Annotated in this window: 20 protein-coding genes; 7 read left to right on the plus strand and 13 right to left on the minus strand. The window is 60.0% G+C overall.

Annotation, left to right across the window (positions count from 1 at the left end; genetic code table 11):
• Window positions 1-13: 13 nt before the first annotated feature.
• Entirely contained in the window at window positions 14-898 is an 885-nt protein-coding gene (locus QD228_RS00300) for an NAD(+) kinase (protein WP_077372443.1), read from the minus strand.
• Window positions 899-1,219: 321 nt separating this feature from the next.
• Here QD228_RS00300 and QD228_RS00305 point away from each other — a divergent pair, with 321 nt between their 5' ends.
• Both QD228_RS00305 and QD228_RS00310 read left to right on the plus strand, forming a co-directional pair.
• A complete protein-coding gene (locus QD228_RS00305; protein ID WP_205700458.1) occupies window positions 1,220-1,876 on the plus strand; it encodes a sigma-70 family RNA polymerase sigma factor in 657 nt (218 codons plus the stop codon).
• Window positions 1,873-2,676, plus strand: coding sequence for an anti-sigma factor (locus QD228_RS00310; protein WP_176502720.1), 804 nt, complete (start codon window positions 1,873-1,875; stop codon window positions 2,674-2,676). The genes QD228_RS00305 and QD228_RS00310 overlap by 4 nt, the downstream gene beginning before the upstream one ends.
• A gap of 203 nt (window positions 2,677-2,879) precedes the next feature.
• Here QD228_RS00310 and QD228_RS00315 read toward each other — a convergent pair whose 3' ends face one another.
• Window positions 2,880-3,266 (minus strand): histone-like nucleoid-structuring protein, MvaT/MvaU family, encoded by a 387-nt coding sequence (locus tag QD228_RS00315; RefSeq protein ID WP_077372437.1) that lies wholly within the window; start codon window positions 3,264-3,266, stop codon window positions 2,880-2,882.
• A gap of 684 nt (window positions 3,267-3,950) precedes the next feature.
• On the opposite strand from QD228_RS00315, the gene bioA reads away from it, so the two are divergent.
• Window positions 3,951-5,255, plus strand: a complete 1,305-nt coding sequence (bioA, locus tag QD228_RS00320; RefSeq protein WP_084209777.1) for an adenosylmethionine--8-amino-7-oxononanoate transaminase — start codon at window positions 3,951-3,953, stop codon at window positions 5,253-5,255.
• A gap of 161 nt (window positions 5,256-5,416) precedes the next feature.
• Here the strand turns inward: bioA and QD228_RS00325 are convergent, their stop codons facing one another.
• Complete coding sequence (locus QD228_RS00325) at window positions 5,417-6,037, minus strand: YrbL family protein (protein WP_077372434.1); 621 nt, start codon at window positions 6,035-6,037, stop codon at window positions 5,417-5,419.
• Between the two features lie 300 nt (window positions 6,038-6,337).
• Here QD228_RS00325 and QD228_RS00330 point away from each other — a divergent pair, with 300 nt between their 5' ends.
• Window positions 6,338-7,684: a Na+/H+ antiporter family protein gene (locus QD228_RS00330; protein WP_077372432.1), complete on the plus strand. Its 1,347-nt coding sequence runs from the start codon at window positions 6,338-6,340 to the stop codon at window positions 7,682-7,684.
• A gap of 154 nt (window positions 7,685-7,838) precedes the next feature.
• On the plus strand, window positions 7,839-8,897 hold the full coding sequence (gene dinB / locus QD228_RS00335) for a DNA polymerase IV (RefSeq protein ID WP_279874032.1): 1,059 nt from the start codon (window positions 7,839-7,841) through the stop codon (window positions 8,895-8,897).
• Between the two features lie 49 nt (window positions 8,898-8,946).
• Here the strand turns inward: dinB and QD228_RS00340 are convergent, their stop codons facing one another.
• The 4 genes from QD228_RS00340 to QD228_RS00355 all read right to left on the minus strand — a co-directional run bounded on the left by QD228_RS00340 (window position 8,947) and on the right by QD228_RS00355 (window position 15,308).
• Window positions 8,947-10,080: an HlyD family efflux transporter periplasmic adaptor subunit gene (locus QD228_RS00340; protein WP_279874034.1), complete on the minus strand. Its 1,134-nt coding sequence runs from the start codon at window positions 10,078-10,080 to the stop codon at window positions 8,947-8,949.
• Complete coding sequence (locus QD228_RS00345; RefSeq protein ID WP_176502723.1) at window positions 10,080-11,435, minus strand: glycosyltransferase; 1,356 nt, start codon at window positions 11,433-11,435, stop codon at window positions 10,080-10,082. Before QD228_RS00345 ends, QD228_RS00340 begins: the two co-directional genes overlap by 1 nt.
• A gap of 10 nt (window positions 11,436-11,445) precedes the next feature.
• Entirely contained in the window at window positions 11,446-12,858 is a 1,413-nt protein-coding gene (locus QD228_RS00350) for a hypothetical protein (RefSeq protein ID WP_279874035.1), read from the minus strand.
• A gap of 659 nt (window positions 12,859-13,517) precedes the next feature.
• Window positions 13,518-15,308, minus strand: a complete 1,791-nt coding sequence (locus QD228_RS00355) for an EAL domain-containing protein (RefSeq protein WP_254696435.1) — start codon at window positions 15,306-15,308, stop codon at window positions 13,518-13,520.
• A 673-nt stretch (window positions 15,309-15,981) separates the two neighbouring features.
• Between QD228_RS00355 and QD228_RS00360 the strand changes: the two genes are divergently transcribed.
• A complete protein-coding gene (locus QD228_RS00360; RefSeq protein WP_077372427.1) occupies window positions 15,982-16,848 on the plus strand; it encodes a 2OG-Fe dioxygenase family protein in 867 nt (288 codons plus the stop codon).
• A gap of 391 nt (window positions 16,849-17,239) precedes the next feature.
• Complete coding sequence (locus QD228_RS00365; RefSeq protein ID WP_077372424.1) at window positions 17,240-17,857, plus strand: LysE family translocator; 618 nt, start codon at window positions 17,240-17,242, stop codon at window positions 17,855-17,857.
• A 120-nt stretch (window positions 17,858-17,977) separates the two neighbouring features.
• Here QD228_RS00365 and QD228_RS00370 read toward each other — a convergent pair whose 3' ends face one another.
• The 6 genes from QD228_RS00370 to QD228_RS00395 all read right to left on the minus strand — a co-directional run bounded on the left by QD228_RS00370 (window position 17,978) and on the right by QD228_RS00395 (window position 24,063).
• Window positions 17,978-18,595 (minus strand): YceI family protein, encoded by a 618-nt coding sequence (locus tag QD228_RS00370; RefSeq protein ID WP_077372421.1) that lies wholly within the window; start codon window positions 18,593-18,595, stop codon window positions 17,978-17,980.
• 59 nt (window positions 18,596-18,654) lie between these two features.
• A complete protein-coding gene (locus tag QD228_RS00375) occupies window positions 18,655-19,197 on the minus strand; it encodes a cytochrome b (RefSeq protein ID WP_279874038.1) in 543 nt (180 codons plus the stop codon).
• Window positions 19,198-19,487: 290 nt separating this feature from the next.
• Window positions 19,488-20,705: an O-succinylhomoserine sulfhydrylase gene (locus tag QD228_RS00380; RefSeq protein ID WP_077372415.1), complete on the minus strand. Its 1,218-nt coding sequence runs from the start codon at window positions 20,703-20,705 to the stop codon at window positions 19,488-19,490.
• A 232-nt stretch (window positions 20,706-20,937) separates the two neighbouring features.
• Window positions 20,938-22,452 (minus strand): amidophosphoribosyltransferase, encoded by a 1,515-nt coding sequence (purF, locus tag QD228_RS00385; RefSeq protein WP_077372413.1) that lies wholly within the window; start codon window positions 22,450-22,452, stop codon window positions 20,938-20,940.
• A 244-nt stretch (window positions 22,453-22,696) separates the two neighbouring features.
• A complete protein-coding gene (locus QD228_RS00390) occupies window positions 22,697-23,374 on the minus strand; it encodes a CvpA family protein (protein WP_084209069.1) in 678 nt (225 codons plus the stop codon).
• A complete protein-coding gene (locus tag QD228_RS00395) occupies window positions 23,371-24,063 on the minus strand; it encodes an SPOR domain-containing protein (RefSeq protein ID WP_084209070.1) in 693 nt (230 codons plus the stop codon). Before QD228_RS00395 ends, QD228_RS00390 begins: the two co-directional genes overlap by 4 nt.
• Window positions 24,064-24,072 lie beyond the last annotated feature (9 nt).

The following is a 24,072-nucleotide window of genomic DNA, read 5'->3' on the forward strand; positions in this document are numbered from 1 at the left end:
GCTTGCCTTGATGTCATTCGCCGAGGCGGTTGCTCCAGCCGAGCTTGGTGCGACAGATCTCGAAATAGTTGTGCTCCAGCGGATGGATCAGCGTCAGACGTTCGCGCTTGCGACGAATCTTGAGCACATCGCCGGGCTTGGCCACGACCTGAGTCTGGCCATCGCAGCTGATGTGGGGATAGGTCGTGTTGCTGGCGCTGATGTGCAGGAGTATCTCGCTGGCCGCGTCGATCACGATCGGACGACTGGACAGCGTATGCGGGAACATCGGCACCAGCGTGATGGCCTCCAGGCGCGGGTGGACGATCGGCCCGCCGCCGGAGAGCGCATAGGCGGTCGAGCCGGTCGGAGTGGCCACGATCAAGCCATCGGAGCGCTGGGAATAGACGAACTGGCCATCGATGAACAGCTCGAACTCGATCATCCGCGCCGCCTTGCCAGGATGCAGCACGACATCGTTGAGGCCGTCCGCCGCACCTATCTTCTCGCCGTCCCGAAAGACTTCCGCCTCCAGCAGGAACCGCTGCTCACTGAGGTAGTCACCCTCGAGCACCTCGGCGACCTTTTCCTCCAGCTCATCTGGACGGATGTCGGTGAGAAAGCCCAGCCGGCCGCGATTGACGCCCAGTACCGGCGTGCCACTGCGACACAATGCACGCGCCGCGCCCAGCAGACTTCCATCACCGCCCACCACGATCACCAGATCACAGCGCTCGCCCATCTGACGACGGCTCGCCACCTCAAGGCCATGGTCAAGCAACAGCGTCGCCGTGCGCTCCTCGATGATCATCGCCAGCTGGCGAGCCTCAAGAAAGCGAATCAAGCGCTTGAGCGTGTCCACTACCTGAGCACTGCCCAGTCGACCAATCACGCCGATCGTATTGAATTGCTGCTTCATCACGCCTCCCGGGCTGTCATGCAGAACATTATGCGGACTCCCTTCACCAGCGGCAATGCACCTGCATTTTCCGTTGCTGCATCAAGTCACTACCCACCCTTGGCGATATCAGCACATCCAATTGCCTGAATGGCGCGTTAGTTCAGGCATATCGCAAGACATTGTCCCGGTCCACGCCCGCGTGTGACAGACAGCGACTCAACGGGACCGGACCAGCACGCCATGCTCTGCATGTCTCGCCATCAAATCACCTTCATGCCTCCTCGACGTGCTCCATCAATGTCACAGCCGAGGGGTTCACACGACTCTGGAGCTCTCTCCATGTCACTTGCCAACCTCTCATGGGGCGACTACCGTCAGCTGAACGATGGATTCCCAGCCAATGGAGTCGGGCCCCCGATGCCAGCACACACGACACCCGTCAGTTCGCAAGACCCGGACGACTTTGACCACGCCAGTGCCATAGAGGCCTGTGCGCTCGGTGATGAAACCGCCTTTCGTCGCCTTTATGACCTTGAGTCCGGCCGCATGCTGGCACTTGCCATGCGCCTGCTCGGCAGCCGGGATCAGGCCGAGGACGCCGTCCACGATGCCTTCATCAAGCTGTGGTCCAATGCCGGCCAATATCGCCGTGAACTCGGCAATGGCCGCGCCTGGCTGTTCACCATCCTGCGCTATCGTGCACTGGATCAGCTGCGGGCCCAGGGACGGACGCCCCGCGGTGACAGCGAGGCGCTCGATAGCCTCGCCGACTTGCTCGCCAACCCGGAAGCGGCAGCACACGACAGTCAGACAGCCCATCAGCTGAGCGATTGTCTGGGTGAGCTGGAAGCCCCACGACGCGAACCCATTCTGCTGGCATTCTTCAAGGGCCTGACCCACGAGCAGATCGCCGAAAAACTCAGCGCCCCGCTCGGCACCATCAAGGGTCGCATCCGTGCCGGACTCAAGCGACTGCAGGAGTGCCTGTCACGATGAACCATTCCCCGATCCCCGAATCTCCACAAGAGCAGAATCTGTTGCTGGGTGAACACACCCTGGGCCTGCTGGACCCCGAACGTGAAGCCGAGGTGCGCGCCTGGATAGAGCGCGACGATGAGGCCGCCCGCATGGCACTTCGCTGGCAGCAGCACTGGCTGAGCGTCAGTGATCGCCTGCCGCCGGAACCGGCCTCCGATTCGCTGTGGAAACGCATCGATGCCAGCCTGACGCGCCTCAAGCAGACTCCGACGCCAGCCAATGACACGGGTGGCGCTCCTGCTCCGCAAGCCCCTTGGCTATGGCGCTGGCTGGGAGGCGGGCTGGGTCTGGGGCTGGGCGCCGGACTCGCCCTTGCTCTGGCGATGCAGGTGGGACCCTTCGCGCCTCAATCACCACAAGAGGGCACCCCGCCGGTGGCGACCGAAGTGCCCGAGTCATCCGCGCAGCGCATGGTCGCGGTGCTGCAGACTCTCGAGGACCCTGCCACGCCGACCTGGGTCGCCAGTGTCACGGCCGATGGCGGACTTCAGCTGACACCCAAGGTCAGTATCGAGCGTCCGACGGATCGCGCCATCGAACTCTGGACCCTGACCGATCCTGCGGAGGGCCCGCGTTCGCTGGGTCTGGTGGACCCGGTGGCAGGTATCGAGTTGAGCGCCGAACAGATCGGCCGCATGAGTCCGGGCCAGTTGCTCGAGATGACACTGGAGCCCAGCGGTGGTTCGCCGACCGGCAAACCGACCGGCAAGGTGCTGGCCATCGGCCGCCTGGTCAACCTGGGACAGATCGACAGCTGACGGGAGCGCTCTCTGCCCAGGCTCGCCCGCCCTGCTCTCGGAGGCCCCCCAGGCCATGGGGAGCAAGGTCAGCGCAATGGCAACATCAGCGCCAGACACGAACGCCAGACACGAACGCCAGACACGAAGAAGCCCCGCCATGGCGGGGCTTCTTCGTGTCTGGTCAACCGTCTCTTCAGCAGATGCTCAAGGAAAGTGTCAACTCAGCTCTCGGTACGCTCGAGCCAGGATTCGACGGTTTCGGCACCGTGCTCTTCCTTCCACTCTTTCAGCTGCTTGTGATTGCCACCACGGGTCTCGATCACTTCACCGGTATTCGGGTTCTTGTAGACCTTCAGCTTGCGCTTGCGACGAACGCCGCCAGCCTTGGTTTCCGCGCTCGCGGCAGCTGCCGGCGTCTGGCTGGCTTTCGGATCCAGCAGGCCAATCACGTCGCGAGTGGACTTGCCGTATTCACTCATCAGGGAATCAAGCTTGTCCTTGAATTCCAGCTCATTCTTCAGGCGATCATCGTTGCGCAGGCTTTCCAGTTGCTCTTGAAGTTTCTTGAGCTCTTGTTCTTTCTGCATGAAATCAGTCAACAGGGACATGGGGTTCTCCAAGGGTATCGGGACAGTCAGGAATTCACTTCCGGAAACAGGTGTTGCGAAAGAATTCGCCGATCAACAAATAACAGCTGCTTCCTGGATTTGGCTCACGCAGGGACTTGGGACAGTAAGACCCTACAGAAGCTGAAGGGATTATAGACCAAGCATGTCCACGCCGTGAAGCACTAATCAACTAACGACAAGTTAATCAAGCGCTCTCTGGAATGCAATAGCTGGCACTCGAAAAGATATGTGAATTCAAAATAGTCTCTGCCTGCAAATATCGTTAATTAGAATCGACATGAGCCTAGAGTCCCTATATGGCGGGCGTCAGCGGCCGTCAGGCGGTATTGTAGAATCACATCGACATCACAGGCAGGTAAATTCTCTCGCTGGCAAGCCGCAGCTTTCATGAAGTATTCATATTGTGACTTTTTCAGTAGCTCTTTCATCACACATCATCACTCCGAGTCCCTCTTGTTCTTGAGCGTATCCTCAAAAGCATGCAGACACAGAGGAAAGTAAACCTTCGCTTCGGCTCCACCAATCCCTCAGCACTATTTTCGCCGGCAATATTAGAGACATCACCCCCTCCAGAAAGTGACACTTCACAAATCATGTCAACCTGATAAAGTGGTCAAGGTTAACAAAGAGGTTCAATTGCCGTCAGCGTCGATGGAGAACATCATGTCCTACCCCCAGACCGCCTCACATGCCGATCAGCCACAAGCGCTTTGGCATCCGTATACGCAGATGCACGCGATGCCTGCCCCGCTTGAGGTCGTGGGCGGAGTCGGGCCGCGCATGACACTGAGTGACGGCGAGACCCTGCTGGACGCAACCTGCTCCTGGTGGTGCATGATCCATGGCTACGGCCATCCTCGACTCGTCTCCGCGATTCAGCAGCAAGCGGCTCAATTGTGTCATGTGATGCTCGGGGGCATTCGGCACCAACCGGCGGTGGCGCTGGCCGAGGCACTGGTGCGCATCACCCCGGAGGGGCTGAACCACGTGTTCTTCTCGGACAGTGGCTCCGTCGGCATGGAAGTCGCCATGAAGATGGCAGTGCAATACCAGCAACAGCGTCAGGATCGTGATGACACTCGCGGGCGGACGCGAATGCTGTCGTTGATGAAGGCCTACCACGGGGACACGGCAGGCTGCATGGCGGTCTGCGACCCGGAAGAGGGCATGCACTCACTGTTTGCCGACTTCCTGCCTAGACATCATTTCGCGCCGGCACCGACGGCGGGATTCACGGCGCCATATGAAGAGGTCCTCGGTGACATCGCAGCTCTGCGCAGAGAGCTCGAGACGCATGATGACATCGCCGCCCTGCTGATGGAGCCGCTGCTCCAGGCAGCCGGCGGCCTCAACATGTACTCGCCTCACTACCTGAAAGCGGCACGTGATTTATGTGACGAGTTCGGTGTGGTGTTGATCTTCGATGAGGTCGCGACAGGATTCGGACGTACTGGAAAACTGTTTGCCTGTGAGCATGCAGATGTGACGCCCGATATCATGGTGCTGTCAAAAGGACTGACGGGAGGGTATCTGGGACATGCTGCCACCCTCGCCCAGAGCCATATCTTTCATGCCTTCGATGGCAAGGATGCCAATACTGCCTTCATGCATGGCCCGACGTTCATGGGCAACCCATTGGCTTGCCGAGTGGCACTGGAAAGCCTCAAGGTTTTCGAGGAAGACGATTATCTCGGCAAGATCGCCAGCCTCAATCAGGTACTACGAGAGGAACTCGCGGATTTCTCACATCCCGCCATTGGCGACATACGCGTATTGGGAGCCACTGCCGTGATAGAAGTTCACGATGCAGCAAGTCTTGAAGGGGCTCAGGCTCACGCTCGTCAGCAAGGGGTCTGGTTGCGACCGTTCGGCCGCTGGCTCTATACCATGCCGGCATATATCACCTCACACGACGACTTGCGCAAGATCACGCATGCCATGAAGAGCCACTTTACCGACAATCTCTGAGGCAAGACGTCAGGACAGGGATCTGCTCGGCTGCCTGTCGGCTGACGGGGAGTGACTGAGAGTGACGATCGCCCTCATCACTCCCCTCTTCTTCCTTCACTCTTCTCTCAACGCCGAGATTCGAAGCCCATCTCCCGGCAGGGGAATGCGGTCGGAAGCGCTCAATCTCCCCAGAGACGCCGCTCGAGGCGCGCATGTGCATCTGCCGTCAGCATCCCGCCCTTCATCAGTTTCTTGAGAAAATGACGATAGCGGCGGGCGATCTTGCGGCGCGCCAACCAGGCGATACCGGTGGCGAGGGGGATGAAGTCCGGATTGGAGATGCCATCGATCAACCACAGGCGCGGGGATTGATGCTCGCGAAACTGGACCACGATGTTGCGATCATTGAGGTCGGACGGTATCAGCCAACGCTTGTCGAGATAGCGATAGAGGTTGGCCAGCTCATCCATCAATGCCTCCTCCCCCACCCGCTCGGGAGTTTCATGACAGACCTCTCGCAGACGGCGCGAGGTCGTGCCGTCATCGTCGAGTATCAGGTCGAAGACCAGCCCGAGGCCCTCTCGGGTCGCCACGCTGCCATGATAGGCAGGCACGTAGGACCAGTCGTGCACACCTCGCCTCACGAGCCCTTCGAAGTAGCGCTGCTCGCGCTGATTCTGGCGGCTTCCTTTGTCGGGATAGCGCGGTACCTTGATGCAGCGCCGAGGATCACGGGGGTCCTGATAGACACGGCGATCATTGCCCATGCCGATGACACGGGCATTTTCAAGCTCCAGCATGCGCTCTCCTGTTGAATAACGCCTGCGACTGCAGCCGCCGGGCAGCGTGGCATTCTACAAAAAGCCCTTCCCTTGCGCCAACCGTGCCGCCGGCGGCCGCGTTCCATGAGGTCATTCATCGGCCATTCAGCTTGGGACCTCGCTCTGGTATGATAACGCGCCGTTTTCTGGCAGTTTCAGGACGAAACCGCCTGACGTAAGCGATCAGCACGACTTGCGAGGTATTGCCCGGGATCGGGTGGCCGCGCACACCTGCAACCCCCCGCTCCATTGGCACATCTCCCTTAATGAGGTACTCGCATGAATGCGGTAATACTGGCCGTTCTGGTCATGGTCGGCCTGTCACTGGCCCGAGTCTCGGTCGTCTTCGCTCTGGTGGCCGGCGCCTTGGTCGGCGGCCTGTTCAGTGGCCTGTCTCTGACTGACACTCTCGGCGCCTTCAACGACGGCGTCGGCGGTGGTGCCAAGGTCGCCCTGGCCTATGCCACGCTCGGTGCCTTTGCCGTGGCCCTGTCTCGCTCCGGCCTACCGGATCTTCTTGCCGCACGCCTGATCGGTATGCTCAATGGGGAGAGCACCCCTCGCCGTCAGACCGCCATCAAGTACGGCTTGCTGGGCAGCGTGACATTGGTGGCGATCTCGTCCCAGAACCTGATCCCTGTCCACATCGCCTTCATTCCGATCCTGATTCCGCCACTGCTGGTGGCCATGAACCGCCTGCGCCTGGATCGCCGCGCTGTCGCCTGTGCCCTGACCTTTGGTCTGACGGCTCCCTACATGCTGCTGCCGGTGGGCTTCGGTTCCATCTTCCTCAATGACATCCTGCTGGCCAACATCAATGAAGCGGGCCAGGCAATGGGGCTGGAAGTCACCCGCGGCATGGTGCCGATGGCAATGGCCATTCCGGTAGGCGGCATGTTCCTGGGACTTCTGACTGCGGTCTTCGTCTCCTATCGCAAGCCGCGTGACTACGCCAATCGCGAGATCAAGTCGACCAATGTCCCGCACCATACTCCAGTGCATGCACCATCCCGCAGCGGCCTGATCATGGCTGGGGTCGCCATCATCGCCGCCCTGGGCATCCAGCTCTATTCCGGCTCGATGATCCTGGGCGGCCTGGTCGGCTTCGCCATTCTTTCCCTGGGTGGCCTGTTCAAGTGGAACGAAGCCGACGACCTGTTCACCTCCGGCATGCGCATGATGGCACTGATCGGCTTCATCATGATCTCGGCAGCCGGCTTCGCCTCCGTCATGAAAGCTACGGGTGATATCCAGACCCTGGTGGATGCCTCCTTCCACATCATCGGAGACAACAAGCCGTTGGCCGCGCTCGTCATGCTGATGGTCGGACTCTTCATCACGCTGGGCATCGGCTCCAGCTTTTCCACCATCCCGATCATCGCGGCGATCTATGTCCCGCTGGCCCTGCAGTTCGGCTTTTCCCCCCTGGCGACCGTCGCCCTGATCGGCACCGCGGCCGCACTGGGCGATGCTGGCTCCCCCGCCTCTGACTCCACACTCGGCCCGACGGCAGGCCTGAATGTCGATCAACAGCATGATCATATCTGGGACAGCGTGGTGCCGACCTTCATCCACTACAACATCCCGTTGATCGTCTTCGGCTGGGTGGCGGCGATGACGCTGTAATCCGCCGGCCAGGGTAGCCTGGCAACGGCAACAGGAAATACGACAACGCCCGGCAGGCATCACGTCTGCCGGGCGCTGTCGTCTCTGGGCGAAGAATGAGGCGACACGCCGCCTGACACTGGACAGCCATCCAGTCTTTTAGGATGATGCGCGAATGCGCAAGATCCTTCATGCTGACTGCGATTGTTTCTACGCCGCCGTCGAGATGCTTCGTCACCCAGAGTGGCGCGAGGTGCCCATCGCCATCGGTGGCCGCACCGAGCAACGTGGCGTGATCGCCACCTGCAATTATCCGGCTCGCGCCTTCGGCGTCCGCTCTGCGATGTCCACAGCGCGCGCCCTGCGCCTGTGTCCGCAACTGATACTCGTCCCCCCCGACTTCGAGCGCTACCGTGCCGTCTCGCAGGAGATCCAGGCACTGTTTCACGAACTGACACCACTGGTGGAACCTCTATCGCTGGACGAAGCCTACCTGGACGTCAGCGATATCGAGGAATTTCAGGGAAGCGCGACCTGGATGGCGCGCTGGCTGAAGGAAGAAGCCCTGAAGCGCACCGGGGTCACGCTGTCGATCGGCGTAGCCGCCAACAAGTTCCTGGCCAAGATCGCGAGTGACTGGGAGAAACCCGATGGCCTGACGGTGATCACGCCAGAGTCCAGCGACGCCTTCATTCGTAAGCTGCCCGTCGGCAAGCTGCATGGCGTCGGCCCGGCCACGCTGGCCCGCCTCAATCGGCTGGAGATTACCACCTGCGATGACATCCGCACGACACCACTGACCACACTGGTCGAACACTTCGGCAAATTCGGACATCGCCTGCATGAACTCTCTCATGGCATTGATGACCGCCCCGTCAAGGTCGAGAGAGAGCGGAAGTCCATCAGTGTCGAACGCACTTTCGATCAGGATCTTCCGGATCTCTCCGCGTGCCTCGCCAAGCTTCCCATGCTGATGGAGCGCCTCGGGGAGCGTCACGCACGCCAGGAACAGCCGGTGCTGGCCAAGCAGTTCGTCAAGGTACGCTTCAACGACTTCACCAGCACCACGCTGGAAAGCCTCCTCCCCGCCTCCACCCTCTCATTGCCGGACGCCAGGAGTTTCGCACTGCTGATGGAGCAAGCCTGGCAACGTGGCCATCGACCGGTGCGCCTGCTGGGAGTCGGTGTCCGACTCAAGGCCCACGAAGAGACGCAACAGCTGGGGCTGTTCTGAGAGGGTGACGAGTGATGGGTGTAAACATCTTGGACAGGAGAGGGTGAGCTTACTTAACACCACCTGCAACGGCATCGTTTTCCCGATGAGTCTCGCCCTCCTCCCCCCAATTACCCCAGAGCGCCGAGGGTGAGCGTAGCCGTATTTCCAATGGCAAGCCCTCCACATCGTGTTGAACATCGATTTTCTCAAGCGGTTTCAACCTTACTTCCAGCATTGCCTGATGACCGTCGAAAGGGCCCGCCAATTGAGAGGGAAGCTTCTGCGTCAGTTCCGGTGGCGCTACGATGCGAGCCAATATACTTCGCCCATCTGCAAAATGTGCTTCAGCAACCCGCCCTACGGCGACCTTGCCAACATACTTGGGTGAGAAATAAGCATGGAACTCGGGTGAGTTGGCTGGCACCAGGACTCCCAGAGGATCTCCTGCACTGACTCGCTGGCCGACCTGGACATAGGTCTTGGCCAACAGACCATCTTGCGAGGCATCGATCCTCAACTCATGGATCATCGCTTCCAGCTGAGCAAGCTCCCGTGTCAGATTCTGACGTCGCTGGACGATAGGACCCACCAGCTCGGCACGCAACTTCTCACGTTGCTGCAACAAGAGGTTCTCTTCAGCCTCGGAGAGCTGATCACGAGCATTTGAACGCGCGACATGAATACTGGCCAGATCCGTCAGAGGCACTTCTCCCTGTCGTCGGAACGCTTCGAACTTGTCCGCCACCCCGGACTGGAACGTCAAGGACGACTGTGCATTGGCCACACGTCGCTGTGCCGTCTCTATCAATGACTCACTTTGTTCCTGGGCGCCTTGAGGAGGCAAGGTCGACAATATATCTTCAAGTGCATGTCGCTCGGCAGTGAGTGCCGGATCCTCAAGCTCGAACAGCCTCATATCGACGGACACCTTGTTACCCGCACGCTGGGGAACCTCAGTGACACGAGCATCGCGCGGACTGGTGATCACAAGAGGCTCATGAGTCAGCACTGCTGGCGCCACCAGCAACACACGATCACGTAATGCATACCAGCTGAAGGCGACGATGGGGACCAGTACCAATGCCATCAAACCAAACCAACGCCAGCGCCCCCCGCCACGACGTGCCTTGGCGTAAGGCACCTTGAGCCCATCCTGCTGATCAGGACGACGGGATTTTTCGGGATCGAAACGAATATCCATCAGAAACGGTTTCCTCTTCGCAGGACCCACCAGGGTGCCATGCTGGTTTCTTCGTGGCTGCGACGCAGCATTTCATTGAGAATCGCGACCAGAGCCAATAGGCGCATGCTCAGCTGATATATCGGAAGTACCGGCAGCCAGATCATGTCGCGTAGCGCAAGTGACGGCACTCGGCTCACACATAGCAATCCCATCAATGCATACCAGGAGCACAAGGCAAGATAGATCAGATACAACAACACGCTGATCGCCACGGCATGCACCAGCGGCTGGGTGGCATACCACCACATGACATACCCTCCTATCAGGAAGGGTAATGCCACACTCTGGACAAGCCCGTAAGCCAGGGTGAACAAGGTTCCGGGCCATCCCATCAATCGGGGTCGGATGCCATGCCAGTGCTTGCGTAGATAAACAAAGTAGAGATCTCCCTCCCAACGCATGCGCTGACTGGCAAGGCCCGCCACCGTATCCGGGCCATCCGTGAAACCTATGGCGTCCGGAATGAAGGCAAGGCGCATGCAGGGATGACGACGCTGGTACTGCTTCAAGCGCAGGGTGAGATCGAGATCTTCCGCCGTGTGGGTATCCCAGCCACCGATCTGACGCAGAATATCCGTGCGAAAGATCCCGAAAGCCCCAGAGATATTGTTGATCAGGTTCCAACGAGCCAATCCAGTTCGCCCATACTCGATGGACAGCAGATATTCCAATGATTGAAGTCGGGTCATCAAGGACTTGGTTCGATTGCGAATTCGCAGATTGCCCGCCGCAGCCAGCACATCGGGATCTTCGAACACCACCACACTGCGTGTGATCATGTCAGGGGCAAAACCTGTATCGCCATCCAGCGCATACACAAGCTCTCCCCGTGCCAATCCAAGCCCGGTATTGAGTGAAGAGACTCTGCCTCCCCGCTGCCATTTGGGGACAACACGCAATGTACGGTTAGTCACATCCTTGAAGGCAGCAGCCTGACGCCGTGCTGCCATCAAGGTAGCCTGATTGGCATTCGCACCATCAATCACCATGATGACTTCCACATGCCCAGGATAATCCTGATGCAGCAAGGTTTCGGCGCTCTCAGCTACACCCTCACCCTCGGAGTAGCACAGTACCAGGCAACTGACGGTGGGATAGCGGCAAGGAAGTACATCGGCATCACCCGATGCGTTTAGCCCACGTGCCTTCAGGTGCCCAACCATGCCGGTGATCACGATAGCCGCCAACGGTAGCTCAAAGAGAATCAACAGCGGCAGGATCGCTATGGCCACCCAGACGGATTGCAGCATTCCGTTGAGCACCCAATGCATTTCCCACACCACTTGAGAGATGAAGAAATTGAGGGCATTCATGCGAAGTACCTCATGCCATTTCCGATGGTGATCTGTAAGGCTTGCCTCCCAGCTCTGGCAACCACTCCGCTGCCTTGCCGACTTGGTGCTCACCCGGAAGTTCATGCATGTCGAGAGACAAGCCGGACTCACCCTCGGATTGTTCCAACTCCATGACGGAACGAATTCGCTGTGCCACATCGGTAAAGCGGGCACGCGGCGTGTGAGGCAGCAAAAATATCCACTGTCTCATCGAGTACTGACAGAAGAGGTCCGTGTCGCGCAGCAAGCTGCCAATGCGAAGGGCTAAGCGTTCAAGCAAGCCTTGCTCGCTCTCTCCATGTTGTGAGAGCACCATCAGCAGATGGTGATGAGAATGGCGACGCGCCAGCGGCACCAGAATATCCAGCATATTATGCAGCTCATGCGACTTCATTCGCTGACCCGAAGCCACTACTTTGACCTCCTCTGAAGCTGCAACTGCTTCCCGGCCAGCGGCACTCAATTGCAGCGAGGCAATTCGATGCTGAATAAGCTCGCCAGGTTGCTGGCTCTGTCCACAATCCAGGCATTGCGCTTCCACTTCACCCTCGACGATCCATAGATCGCATTTACCACAGGCCAAGGATTCAAGTGGGCGATCATAATCGACCCCGATATGGCGCAATCGAGTCCGACACTGAGGACAGCTGAGCTGCTCGGCCTTCACGAATCGATCCATTCGGTCTACATGGCCACAGGCAAAACAATGCAGGCCATCCAATGCCTTGAGATCCACCTCGCGACAGCGAGGACAAACATCAACATAATTGAGGTGCACACTTCGGCATTGACGGCAGTGGCGCGTCCGAGTGACCAACACCCTCTCCTCCACCCATCTCCGCTGCTCGAATGACCTTAGTACCTCGCGCTGCGCATCGGGCTTCACTCCCCATGCCGTCAGCAGAGGCCAATGACACCCTGACGTCAGTTCTGGGGCGAGCGAGACCTCAAGGACATGATCTGGATACAGGGTCCACCAGCGCAACAATGCCTCGAAAGGCGCCTTGCTCCTGTTGAGACTCACCATGACATCACTTTCTCCTGAGGGGCCATGCTGCTGATACAGTCGCTTCAGGTCGATCTCCCGACGCCCAGGCCATTGATTTGCCAGAGCCCGGACACAGGGTGTATCAGCCCCTTCCACAAGAATAGGAACAAGTGCGCCTCTCACCGTCGACCTGATACAGGTAATCAGCTCATCGAGCCGGTGCAAACCCTCAGCGCCTTCGGTGACCGGAGTGATACGGATGGCAGACCAAGCATATTCCTCAATCCGCTGACTATCGTGATCCGAGAGAGAATTTTGCGTCGCATGCTGGTCTAGCGCGGCCAGCATGGTGTCCTGTTCAACAGGGTATTCATAGGAATGGGTCGCGGCACGACCGATAACAGCAATACGCATGAGAAGGCTTCCAGAGACGTTACGTACTTCCAAGAGGCAGAGGCATGAATGTCGGCGCTTGTACAACGCATGAAGCACACCATCGGAATCGACTCATTCGGACTGACCAGATACACCAAAGTTCAGGTGGCAGATAGTGTCGACATGACTCGATTAGCAATATCAACCCTATGTAAACCTTAGTGACATATCTTTTTATGATGTTTTTGGATTAGATTGCTAGCACTAAAGGCTATGCCTGATAGCGTAATGCGCTTGAATAGAAAGGGGATCATTCGTTGGCTCAATAGCCGACAGGAGGCGACAGGCATAAAAAAAGCCAGTCACAAGGACTGGCTTGTCCGGTCATCGATACCCCAAGGGTATCGCCGGAAGGGTCGTGAAACCCGCTCAAGGAACCATCGCAACCTGCAATGCAGGCAGGAAGCGAGAGTGGGCGAACAGCTCTGCGCATTGAACGACGCAGCCACTCTCGGCAAACGCCTGCGGGGAGCATGAGATGCTCGACCCGCAGGTGTCAGGAAGGAATGCCCAGATTCATCGATGATGATGACAGTCCATCCGCTTCAACTGTCAGCATCATATCTTTTAGCCCGCAAACTAAAAAGCCGATCCACAGCAACAGTCCCATGACACAACGGCACCGGATCAACGCTGACTCAATGGCAACCGTTGGATGCACTGGTTGGATCACTGGACGGGCGATGGGCGCCAGGATGAGGCGGGTTGTTGCCCCCGGACAGCAGCCGCTGGATATCCGCCGCCGCCATGGGCTTGTAGAAGTAGTATCCCTGAATGAGATCACAGCGCATTTCGCGCAACAGCTCGAGTTGCTGGATATTCTCCACCCCCTCGGCCACCACCTCCAGCCCCAGTCGATGCCCGAGGAAGACCGTCGCTTCCATGATGGCGCGGTCCTTGGGTTCCTGAGCACATTCGATCACGAAGGAGCGATCGATCTTGAGCGCCGTCACCGGCAGCATCTTGAGGTAGCTCATCGAGGAGTAGCCGGTCCCGAAATCATCGATCGCGATCTTGTAGCCTCTGTCGTGCAGGGCACGCAGGCTATCGCGCACCTTGACGTCAGCATCGATCAACACGTTCTCGGTCAGCTCGATGCCGATGTCCCGTGGCGTCAGGCCATATTCCGCCACGCATGCCTCAAGACGCTGGAAGACGTCGCTGTTGATCGCCTGACGCCCGGAGATATTGATATCGATCCGATAGCCCTTGATCCCCATGGCATGCCACTCGGCCTGCTGGCGACATGCCTGGCGAATCACCCAGTCACCCAGGCGCTCGATCAGATTGGTGCGCTCTGCCACCTTGATGAAGTCAGTCGGGGGAATGGGTCCCTCGGGCGCATGCCAGCGCATCAGCGCCTCTACCGACTCGATACGCTCACTGCGCGCCGCGACCTGAGGCTGGAAGTGGAGGAACAGCTCGCCACCCCCATCCTCGCTCAGCAGCGTCTGAAGGCGCCCCGCCAGATGATGCTGATGCAGCATGGCATCGCGCACTTCCTGGTTGAAGAACTGATATCCATCACGCCCGGCCTGCTTCGCTCGGTGCTTGGCGACGTCCGCATTGCGCACCAGTTCCGGCGCATCATTGCCATTCTCGGGATAGAGGCTGACGCCGATGCTTAGACGCAGCAACAACTCACGCCCTTCTATCTGGAAGGGGCGCTGGAAATCTTCGCGGATCCGCTGCACGACCGACAAGGCATCACTTTCATAATCCAGGCGCGGCATCGCCATGACGAACTCATCGCCGCCGAAGCGTGACAGTAGATCCTGACTCCGCTGGAACCCCTGCAAGCGCGACGCGACGCTGCGAATCACGAGGTCCCCCATCTCATAGCCCTGGGTATCGTTGATCTCGGTGAAGTGGTCGATATCTAGGAACAGCACCATCAAGGTATCGCCGTGACGCTGACACTCCCCGAGCATGTTCTCGAGCTCAGTCTCGAACGTCTGCCGATTGGGCAGTTCGGTCAACGGATCGAATCGCGTCATGTAGTCCAGCTCACGCTGCACCTTGCGCTCGCCCGCCAGATCGATGTCGATGCAGAACATCAATGGATTGTCCGACCGCTCACCCAACATGACGTGGTGAGAGAACACCGGCACCGGTGCGCCTGACTTGTGCTTCAGCTCAAGCTCGCTCGCCGGGATCTGGGTGCCGTGATTGACCCACGCGTGGTGGGCATCCACCACGATGTCCGCCATTTCATCCGGTATCAGCAAGGCTTCAAGACAACGCCCTCGAGCTTCCTGCTCGCTGAAACCATACAGTCGCTCGCTGGCCTCATTCCAATAGATCACTCGGCGCTGGCTGTCGTACCCCTGCACTGCCACACGTGGCAGGCTTTCCAGCAATTCGCGAAAGCGCTGGTCACTGGCGGGGAGTCCCATGCTGGCCGAGGGGCCAACAACACTAGTCTGCATGACCGCCTCCTGCGTGTGCTGTTGATATGCCATCTGACGATGACGAATCAGCATGATGCCCGCAGTTGCGCCAATAATCACCATCAGCAGCGCTGAAGGCCAGCGGCCGATGATGTCCTGCACTGCCACGACCCCCACCAGCAGGCCGATCGCGATGGCAGCGACCACTGTTCCAAAGAGCGCAATTCCAGTCGCTCTTCCGGTCTGACGAGACCCATCTGCCATGATCCAGGATACCTCCCCTACCATCTTGTCTACCGACCGGTGCTCGGCGGGGACACGCACGTTGCCTGAATCCGCTGAGTTATCGCGATATACATCACTGGAGCCAATAGCAGTCTAAGTGTCTGCCTCGCATAAACACAGTGCCAAACCCGCCGTGACACACGCCTCCTCTCAACGCTACCAGCACCTGCGTCACGCATTGCCCATGCCGTTTTTCGCCGAAAGGCGACAAAGAATACCGCTCATGACTGACATGATGCCAGGAGATCAGACCTCTAATACCCCTCCATCGCCCAGACGCCCATATTGATGATACTTACGCAAGATTAACGCTCTAAGCCGCGCGCTTGGTTTGACTCTCTCTCATGCATCTTCCCATTCTCCTCGACGTTGCGAACGCAACACCTTCCAACAGGCGCTAAATGCCGAAACATCGAGGAATTCTTGCATGAACATCGTAAACCGTGGTGTACGTCAGCTGGCCGATGCTTCCCGTAAACTCACTCTGGACCAGAGCGCTCTCAACGATCGCTACCCGGCAACGTCATCAGAGGATAGCGCTCTCTCGCTGCCCAGGATCTCTGAGTACTGGCCGACAAGCGTGCATGAGGAGCTGGCTCGTCAGCACTGGAGCAAGGCAACGATCACTCCACACATTGACTTGAACGCCTGGCAGGGTTTCCTGGACAACCTTCCCCGTGACCCTTACGTCAACACACGCTGGAAGCGCATGTCCTGGCTGCACCTGAATGACCAGATGGAAGTCGAAACCCTTGGCGAGTGCCCGATGGCACAGGGTGGACGCTTCAATGACGCTGCCAGCATGGCGGACCGCCTGAGATACTACGATCCGCTGGAAGCGGCGTTCACCGAGCGCGACGACGTGCGCGCCTTCGTCAAGGCCTGGGCCGACATGTGGGGCATCGGGCCGCGTGAGCCGATCCTGATGCAGATCACGGGTGTCCGCGGCGACGGCACCATCGACCCTCTCCAGGGACAAGGCATTCACGCCGATGGCTGCAAGTACTTGAGCATTCTGGTACTCAATCGCGAGAACGTCAGTGGTGCCATCAATACCCTCTACCGCGACAAGGCCGGCAGCGAGTTGCTGGCGACCACCGAGCTGGCACCGGGAGAGGTTCTGCACATCCATGATGACCAGCTGTTCCACAGCGTCAGCTCCATCACTCAGGATAACGCGGGCCAGCACTTCGAGCGCTTCATCATCATCATCAACTGCTCATTCATCGATGAGTTCCAGAACCGCATGCTGCGTCGTCACTTCCCGGGGGCAGTCCTGAACGACTGCGAGTGAAGCCATTCGAATTCACTGAGCAGACTGGCAACCCGGTGTCCGGGCATCGCCCGCACAACTGCCTCGACGACAGCTTTCCTCATCTCATCCTGGGGGATCGGTAGCTTCCGAGGCCTCCCCACCTGACCTGCACTCAAGCGTCGCAGCACGCTACCTGAGCACGACACGAGGAACCAGCCGGGCAACCGGCTGGCCTGGCGTGCCACTCCTGACTGGCCCGAAGGCCTCAGCCTGACCGCGACCTGCCCCCCTCCTGCAACAGCCCCGCCAACGGCTTCCGCCTGCATGCCAAGCGCATCGGTTTCATTGTCCGCGCGCCATGTACAGGCGATATACTCGATTCATGACAGAGGCGTTGCCCACGATGCGCCTTCCACGACAGGAAATCCTCATGACGCTTGAATCAGGACTGACCTTCTTCCTTGCCATCTTCCTCTTCGGGATCACTCCCGGCCCCGGGATCCTCGCCCTGATGGCGCGTGGCATGAGCCAGGGAGGCAATGCCTGTGTCCCGATGGCCGTCGGCATGAGCCTCAGTGACGTCTGCTACATGCTGGCGGCCGTCTTCGGTCTCTCGGCACTGGCGACCCATTGGAGCGAGCTCTTTCTGGTCATCCGCCTGCTGGGGGCCGCCTATCTGATCTACCTGGGGTACAAGCTCTGGACCTGCCGGCCCAGCCTGGAAGACACGGAAATTCCCGACATGCGCGGAAGCTGGTGGCGTGGCTTCCTGCAGGGCTTCCTGATCTCGGCCTCCAACCCCAAGGTCATCCTGTTCTACATCGCCTTTCTGCCGACCTTCATGGACATCACCCGCCTGAGTGGTGGCGATATCGTGATCGCGGCCGCTCTCAATCTCAGTGCCTTGCTGATCGGGGTCGTCCCTGTCGGTTACGCCGCAGGCCGCATTCGTCGCCATCTGCGCTCGACGCGAGCCGTCAGACGCCTCAACCGCAGCGCTGCCAGCCTGATGATCGGTGCCGGCAGCTACCTCGCACTGCGTGGTTGAGCACCGGCCTCCTGCGCCAGTCTGGCCGCCGATACGAGAACGCCCCTGTCAATCACATGACAGGGGCGTTCTCTTCGATCACTGAGGCAATTCGCTCAGGTCATGCAACGGATGGCACCGTTACTGACGGATACCTTCCACCACCAGGTACATGTCGACCGTCGCGGCCGCTGGCCCAAGCTTGGAGGTGTCGATGCCATAGTCGGCGAGCTTGAGCGTGGTGGTGCCCTCGAAGCCCTGACGATAGCCGCCCCAGGGGTCTTCGCCACCGCCGATGTGATCGACATCGATGGTGATCGGCTGCGTCTCGCCATGCAGTGTCAGATCCCCCGTCAGCTTGCCGGCACCATCACCGGAAGAGGTGAACCCGGTGGAGACGAAAGACGCCGTCGGGTACTCGGAAGCATCCAGGAAATCAGCGGACTTGATGTGCTTGTCTCGCTCGGCGTGGGCGCTGTCCAGGCTGTCGACATCGACTTCGACCTTGACGCTTGACGCCTCGGGCTGACCCTCGTCATAGCGGAAGGTCCCCGTGAAGTCCTTGAACTCACCCAGGACGTAGGAGTAGCCGAGATGGCTGATCTTGAACTGGATGAAGGCGTGCTGGCCCTTGGTGTCAATGACATAGTCCGAGGCCTGAGCCTGGCCCGCCATCAAGGGGAGTGCCGCTGCCAGAAGGCCGCCAGCGAACGTCTTGCCCAGCGAGAAGGCCTTGGGTGTCAGGGATGTGTCGTTCATGTCCTAGCTCCTTGAGGATTCGTCATGCATGGTGCCGCCGTGGTGGCCGGCAATTCCTTTCAGCGCAGCGGCCAGAGCATACGTCGCAACGTGTCCTGGCCCTCCATCAGATGATGCTTGAAGGCGGCAGCGGCGTGACCAAGCGACAGGATGACAAGCGCCCAGGCCGCGTACCAGTGAACGTCTCCTGCCAACGTCGCCTGATCCTCCATCCCGCTGAGCAAGGCAGGCACGTCAAACAGCCCGAATACGCTGATGGCTCGTCCATCCGCCGTCGAGATCAGATACCCCGAGATCATCACCAGCAACAGCAATGCATACAGCAAGGCATGCCCGATGCGCGCCGCCCGCTGCTCGATGCGGGAGCCATGCGCCTGTGGCGTCGGCTGCATGGCTCGCCAGACAAGGCGCAGCAACGTGATCACGAACAGCACCACGCCCACGGAGCGATGCCACCAGGGACCCAGCTGATACCAGCGATCATAATAGCCCAGTGATGTCATCCACCACCCGAGGGCGAAGAGGCCGATGATGGCCAGCGCCGACAGCCAGTGCATCACGATGACGGGCCAGCCCCACCCCCGACGACTATTGCGCCACATGCTTGTCTCCCTGTCCTGTCATCCAACGCGCCGAGCGTGAGCCCACCTGCCGTGATCGACGCTCTGAACCGCGATACGACACCGTATCGTGATGATGCCTTCCCATGGCTGCCAGCTTACCCACTGGCCTGCCACGCGCCAAGCGATAGTCCCACCCCTTTCTCATCATGCCGCGCCAGCCATGCCGGCGCTGAGCGCTCTCTTCCCGAGACACCGGCCACCGTCACGGCCGAGCAGATGCAGAAACGCCCGGCATGGCCGGGCGTTCCCTCACGAAAGTGCTGGTCGACTCATGCAGACGCCAGGCGATCCAACCCAAGCGCCAGATCACGCTTGATGTCATCGAGATCTTCCAGGCCCACTGCGATGCGCACCATGCCGTCCACGATACCGGCGGCCGCTTTCTGCTCATCACTCAAGCGGCCATGCGTGGTGGTGGCAGGATGCGTGATGGTGGTCTTCACATCACCGAGGTTGCCGGTGATCGACAGGATGCGCGTGGCATCGATGACCGACCAGGCCCCTTCACGGCCTCCCTTGATGACCACCCCCAGCACGGCACCGAAGGCCTTCTGCTGAGCCTTGGCGAGTGCATGCTGCGGATGACTCTCGAGGCCTGAATAGTGGACGCGCTCGACCGCAGGATGCGCTTCCAGCCAGTGCGCCAGCTCCAGCGCACGTGCACAGTGGGCCTCCATGCGAATGTTGAGCGTCTCCAGTCCCTTGAGGAAGACCCAGGCATTGAAGGGGCTCAGGCAGGGCCCGCACGTCCGCACCACGCCGAAGACCTCTTCCATCAACGCGCTGCTGCCGACCACTGCCCCGCCCAGAGTCCGCCCCTGCCCATCCAGATACTTGGTGGCGGAGTGGATGACGATATCCGCGCCCAGGGTCAGCGGACGCTGCAATGCCGGGGTGCAGAAGCAGTTGTCGATGGCAAGCCATGCATCATGTTCATGTGCCAGCGCTGCCAGCGCCTTGATGTCACCGATCTCGGACAACGGGTTGGACGGCGTCTCGGCGAACAGCAGCTTGGTGGACGGTGTGATGGCCGCGCGCCAGGCCTCGAGATCCCCCAGTTCGACGAAGCGCGTGGTGATGCCCAGCTTGCCGAAGTACTTGGTGAACAGGCTCACACTGGAGCCGAAGATGGAACGCGAGGCGACGATCTCATCCCCGGCTTCCAGCAGGGCCAGCACGGTGGACATGATCGCGGCCATGCCGGAGCTGGTGGCCACGCAGCGCTCACCGCCCTCCATCGCCGCCAGTCGCTCCTCGAAGAAGCGCACCGTCGGGTTGGTGAAGCGCGAGTAGATGTTGCCGGCTTCGTCACCACCGAACTTGGCTGCCGCCTCGGCCGCACTGCCATAGACGAAGCTGGACGTGGTGTAGATGGGCTCGCCGTGCTCCTGCTCACCGCCACGCAAGTGACCGGCGCGGATGGCGAGCGTCTCCAGTCCCAGCTCATCGCGGGAAAGGTCGGCGCGGGAAAGATTGTCGTCGTGCATGGTGTCCAGTACCTCTACTGATGGAATCCGCTGATCTCTGTCTCGGATGACGTGGCTCACGGGATTGTCAGGTTACGCGCCGCGGGCGCTTCTTTCATGAGCCGGGAAACAGAGCAGAAAGCTGTCGGTCAATGTTACCGGTTTTGAACGCGCAACGGGCCCCGGATTTCTCCGGAGCCCGTTGCGAATCACTCACCCTGCCATGACCTGTCACGCGAGACAGGTCATGGGGTCAGTCGATGTCTTCGGAATCGTTGTGCAGATCCACGACCGCGTGGGTCTCGCCTGCGTTCTTGGCACCGTCGTTGCGTGAGGCCTGCAGGTCGTTGAGGTAGGCCTCATCGATATCGCCGGTCACGTAGATGCCATCGAACACGGAGCAGTCGAACTCGTCGAGGGCAGGATTGACCTCGCGACAGGCGTCCTTCAGGTCATCGAGATCCTGATAGAACAGACGATCCGCGCCGATCAGATCCGCGATTTCCCTCTCGGTACGACCATGGGCGATCAGCTCTTCCGCGGCCGGCATGTCGATACCGTACACATTGGGATAGCGAACCGCTGGCGCCGCCGAGGCGAAGTAGACATTCTTCGCGCCCGCCTCACGGGCCATCTGGATGATCTCGTTGCAGGTGGTGCCACGCACGATGGAATCATCCACCAGCAGCACGTTCTTGCCGGCAAACTCGATATCGATGGCGTTGAGCTTCTGACGCACGGACTTCTTGCGCAGCGTCTGCCCCGGCATGATGAAGGTACGGCCGATGTAACGGTTCTTCATGAAGCCTTCGCGGTAAGTCACTCCCAGATGCTGAGCCAGCTCGAGAGCGGACGTGCGCGAGGTATCCGGAATCGGGATGACGACATCGATGTCCTGCTCCGGCCATTCCCGCACGATCTTGTCGGCCAGCTTCTCCCCCATGCGCATGCGGGTGCCGTAGACATAGGCACCGTCCAGCAGGGAGTCCGGACGCGCCAGATAGACGTGCTCGAAGATGCACGGCTTGAGTACCGGGTCATCAGCGCACTGCAGGGTATGAAGCTGACGCTCCATGTCGATGAAGACGGCTTCCCCCGGTGCCAGGTCACGGATCAGCTCGAAACCGGCGACGTCCAGCGCCACGGATTCGGAAGCGATCATGTACTCGGTACCTTCAGCAGCCTCGCGCTTGCCGAAGCACGCCGGACGAATCCCGTGCGGATCACGGAAGGCGACCAGGCCGGTGCCGTTGATGATCGATACGGCGGCATAGCCACCCTTGCAGCGACGGTGCACACGACGTACCGCATCAAAGACATCACCCGCGCCCAGACGCATGCCCTGCTTGCCCAGCTCGTGAGCGAAGACATTGAGCAGCACTTCGGAATCGGAGCTGGTGTTGATGTGACGCAGGTCGGAGGAGAAGAGCTCCTGCTTGAGCTGCTCGGAGTTGGTCAAGTTGCCGTTGTGCGCCAGGGTGATGCCGTAGGGCGAATTGACGTAGAACGGCTGCGATTCCGCCTCGCTGGAAGAGCCAGCGGTCGGATAGCGAACATGGCCGATGCCCATGTTGCCCTTGAGTCGCTGCATATGACGAGTGCGGAAGACATCACGCACCAGGCCATTGCTCTTGCGCAGCAGGAAACGACCCTCGTGCCAGGTCATCATCCCCGCGGCATCCTGCCCACGATGCTGCAATACGGTCAGCGCGTCATACAGCGCCTGGTTTACCGAGGCGTTGGCCATCAAACCTACAATCCCGCACATCCCGTCATTACCTCACTGATACACACTAGGAGAGGGAGGCGCCAGCCATCATCAGCGCGCCTCCACATGGCAATATGAGTGCTCACATGCCGCAATTGTCAGGCCTGCCCACACCACAGGCAACACCTGACCGATGGGTCAATCGATACCACGATGCTTGCTGCACCTCGACGCGCTGACCTGCTCGGGGGGCGAACAGACAAAACAAAAGCGCCGAGCAAGAATGCCCGGCGCTTTTGTCGTCTCAAGGTGCTGCGGTGTCACCATCACGCTGCTGATGCTGCTGACGCATGAACTGCTCGGCGACCTGCTGACTGACGCCTTCACTCAGCGTGCGGCCTTCGTGGCGGGCACGCTCGAGCAGGCCACTCGCCTGCTGCTGGAAACCGGCAGTCTGTGAGGATGGAGCCGTCCCGTCCTGCGGCAACTGCCAATCCCCTCCCGTGTCCCACTCACGGTAGCGTGCCAGCGACCAGTCGCGCAGCTGCTCCAGCGTCGGGCGCAGCTGCGCCGCCTGCCAGTCCGCACTGTCACGCAGAGGTGTCAGGCCGACGACAGCCGTCACCAGCACCAGGATCACCGCCGCCCGAAGCGCGCCGAAGACACCCCCCAGCAGGCGATTGAAGCCCCCCATGCCGACCGCCTGGACCAGGCGTTCGAGCAGACGCAGCATCAATCCCCAGACTAGCACCGTGCCCAGTACCACCAGCACGAAGCCGACCGCGGTGCGAATGCCCGGAGACAGGATCACCTCGTCGAGCAGGGCCCCGGCTTCCGCCCCGAACTGGCGTGCCGCCACCAGGGCCACCAGCCAGCCTGCCAGTCCCAGCGCCTCGCTGAGCAGACCACGCATCAACCCCAGCAACACGGAGATGATCAGCAGCCCCAGACACAACCAATCGATCCAGACCAGCGCGTTCACTCACCCTCCTTCCGGCGTACCAGAAGGCCCTTGATATTGACCTGCTCCTGAAGGCGAGAGCGCGCGGACTCACCAATCTCGGAAGATTTGTAGGGACCGACGAATACCACGGTCAGATTGCCATCCCGCGCGACGCGATAGGCCGCGAATCCCTTGCTCTGCAGGTCCTTCTGGAGTCGCTCGGCGTTGGCCGGCTTGCCGAAGCTGCCGACCTGCACCGCCCAGCCACCGGCGGAAGAAGATGGCGCGCTGGCGGCAACGGCAGGCTTGGGCTCAGGCGCCGGCTTGGGCTCTGGCTTGGGCGTCGGGGCCGGCTTGGGCTGCGGTGTCGGCGCAGCCTTCGGCTCGCTGCTGGACACGGATCTGGTCGGCGACAGCTGCTGCGCCTCCGCCACGCGAGCTCGCGACTCGGAGGCGTTTTCGATGCCGGGTCCGGGATCACTGTCACGCACCTTGCCATTGCCATCCACGAAGGTGATGGGGACATCGGTACCAATCTTCAGCTCGCTGGGGGGCTGCGGTGCATCCACCGTCGAACGGTCGATATCCACCGGCTTGCCCAATGTCATCACCGGACTGGGACGCTCATCACGGGCCGGCGGCTCATCAAACAACATCGGGATGAAGATCACGCCCAGGGCCAACAGGATGACTGCGCCGCTGATCCGTTCTCGCTTGCCATATTTCATCGTGCCATC

Source organism: Cobetia sp. 3AK, assembly GCF_029846335.1.
In the GTDB taxonomy this organism is placed as follows: Bacteria; Pseudomonadota; Gammaproteobacteria; order Pseudomonadales; family Halomonadaceae; genus Cobetia; species Cobetia marina.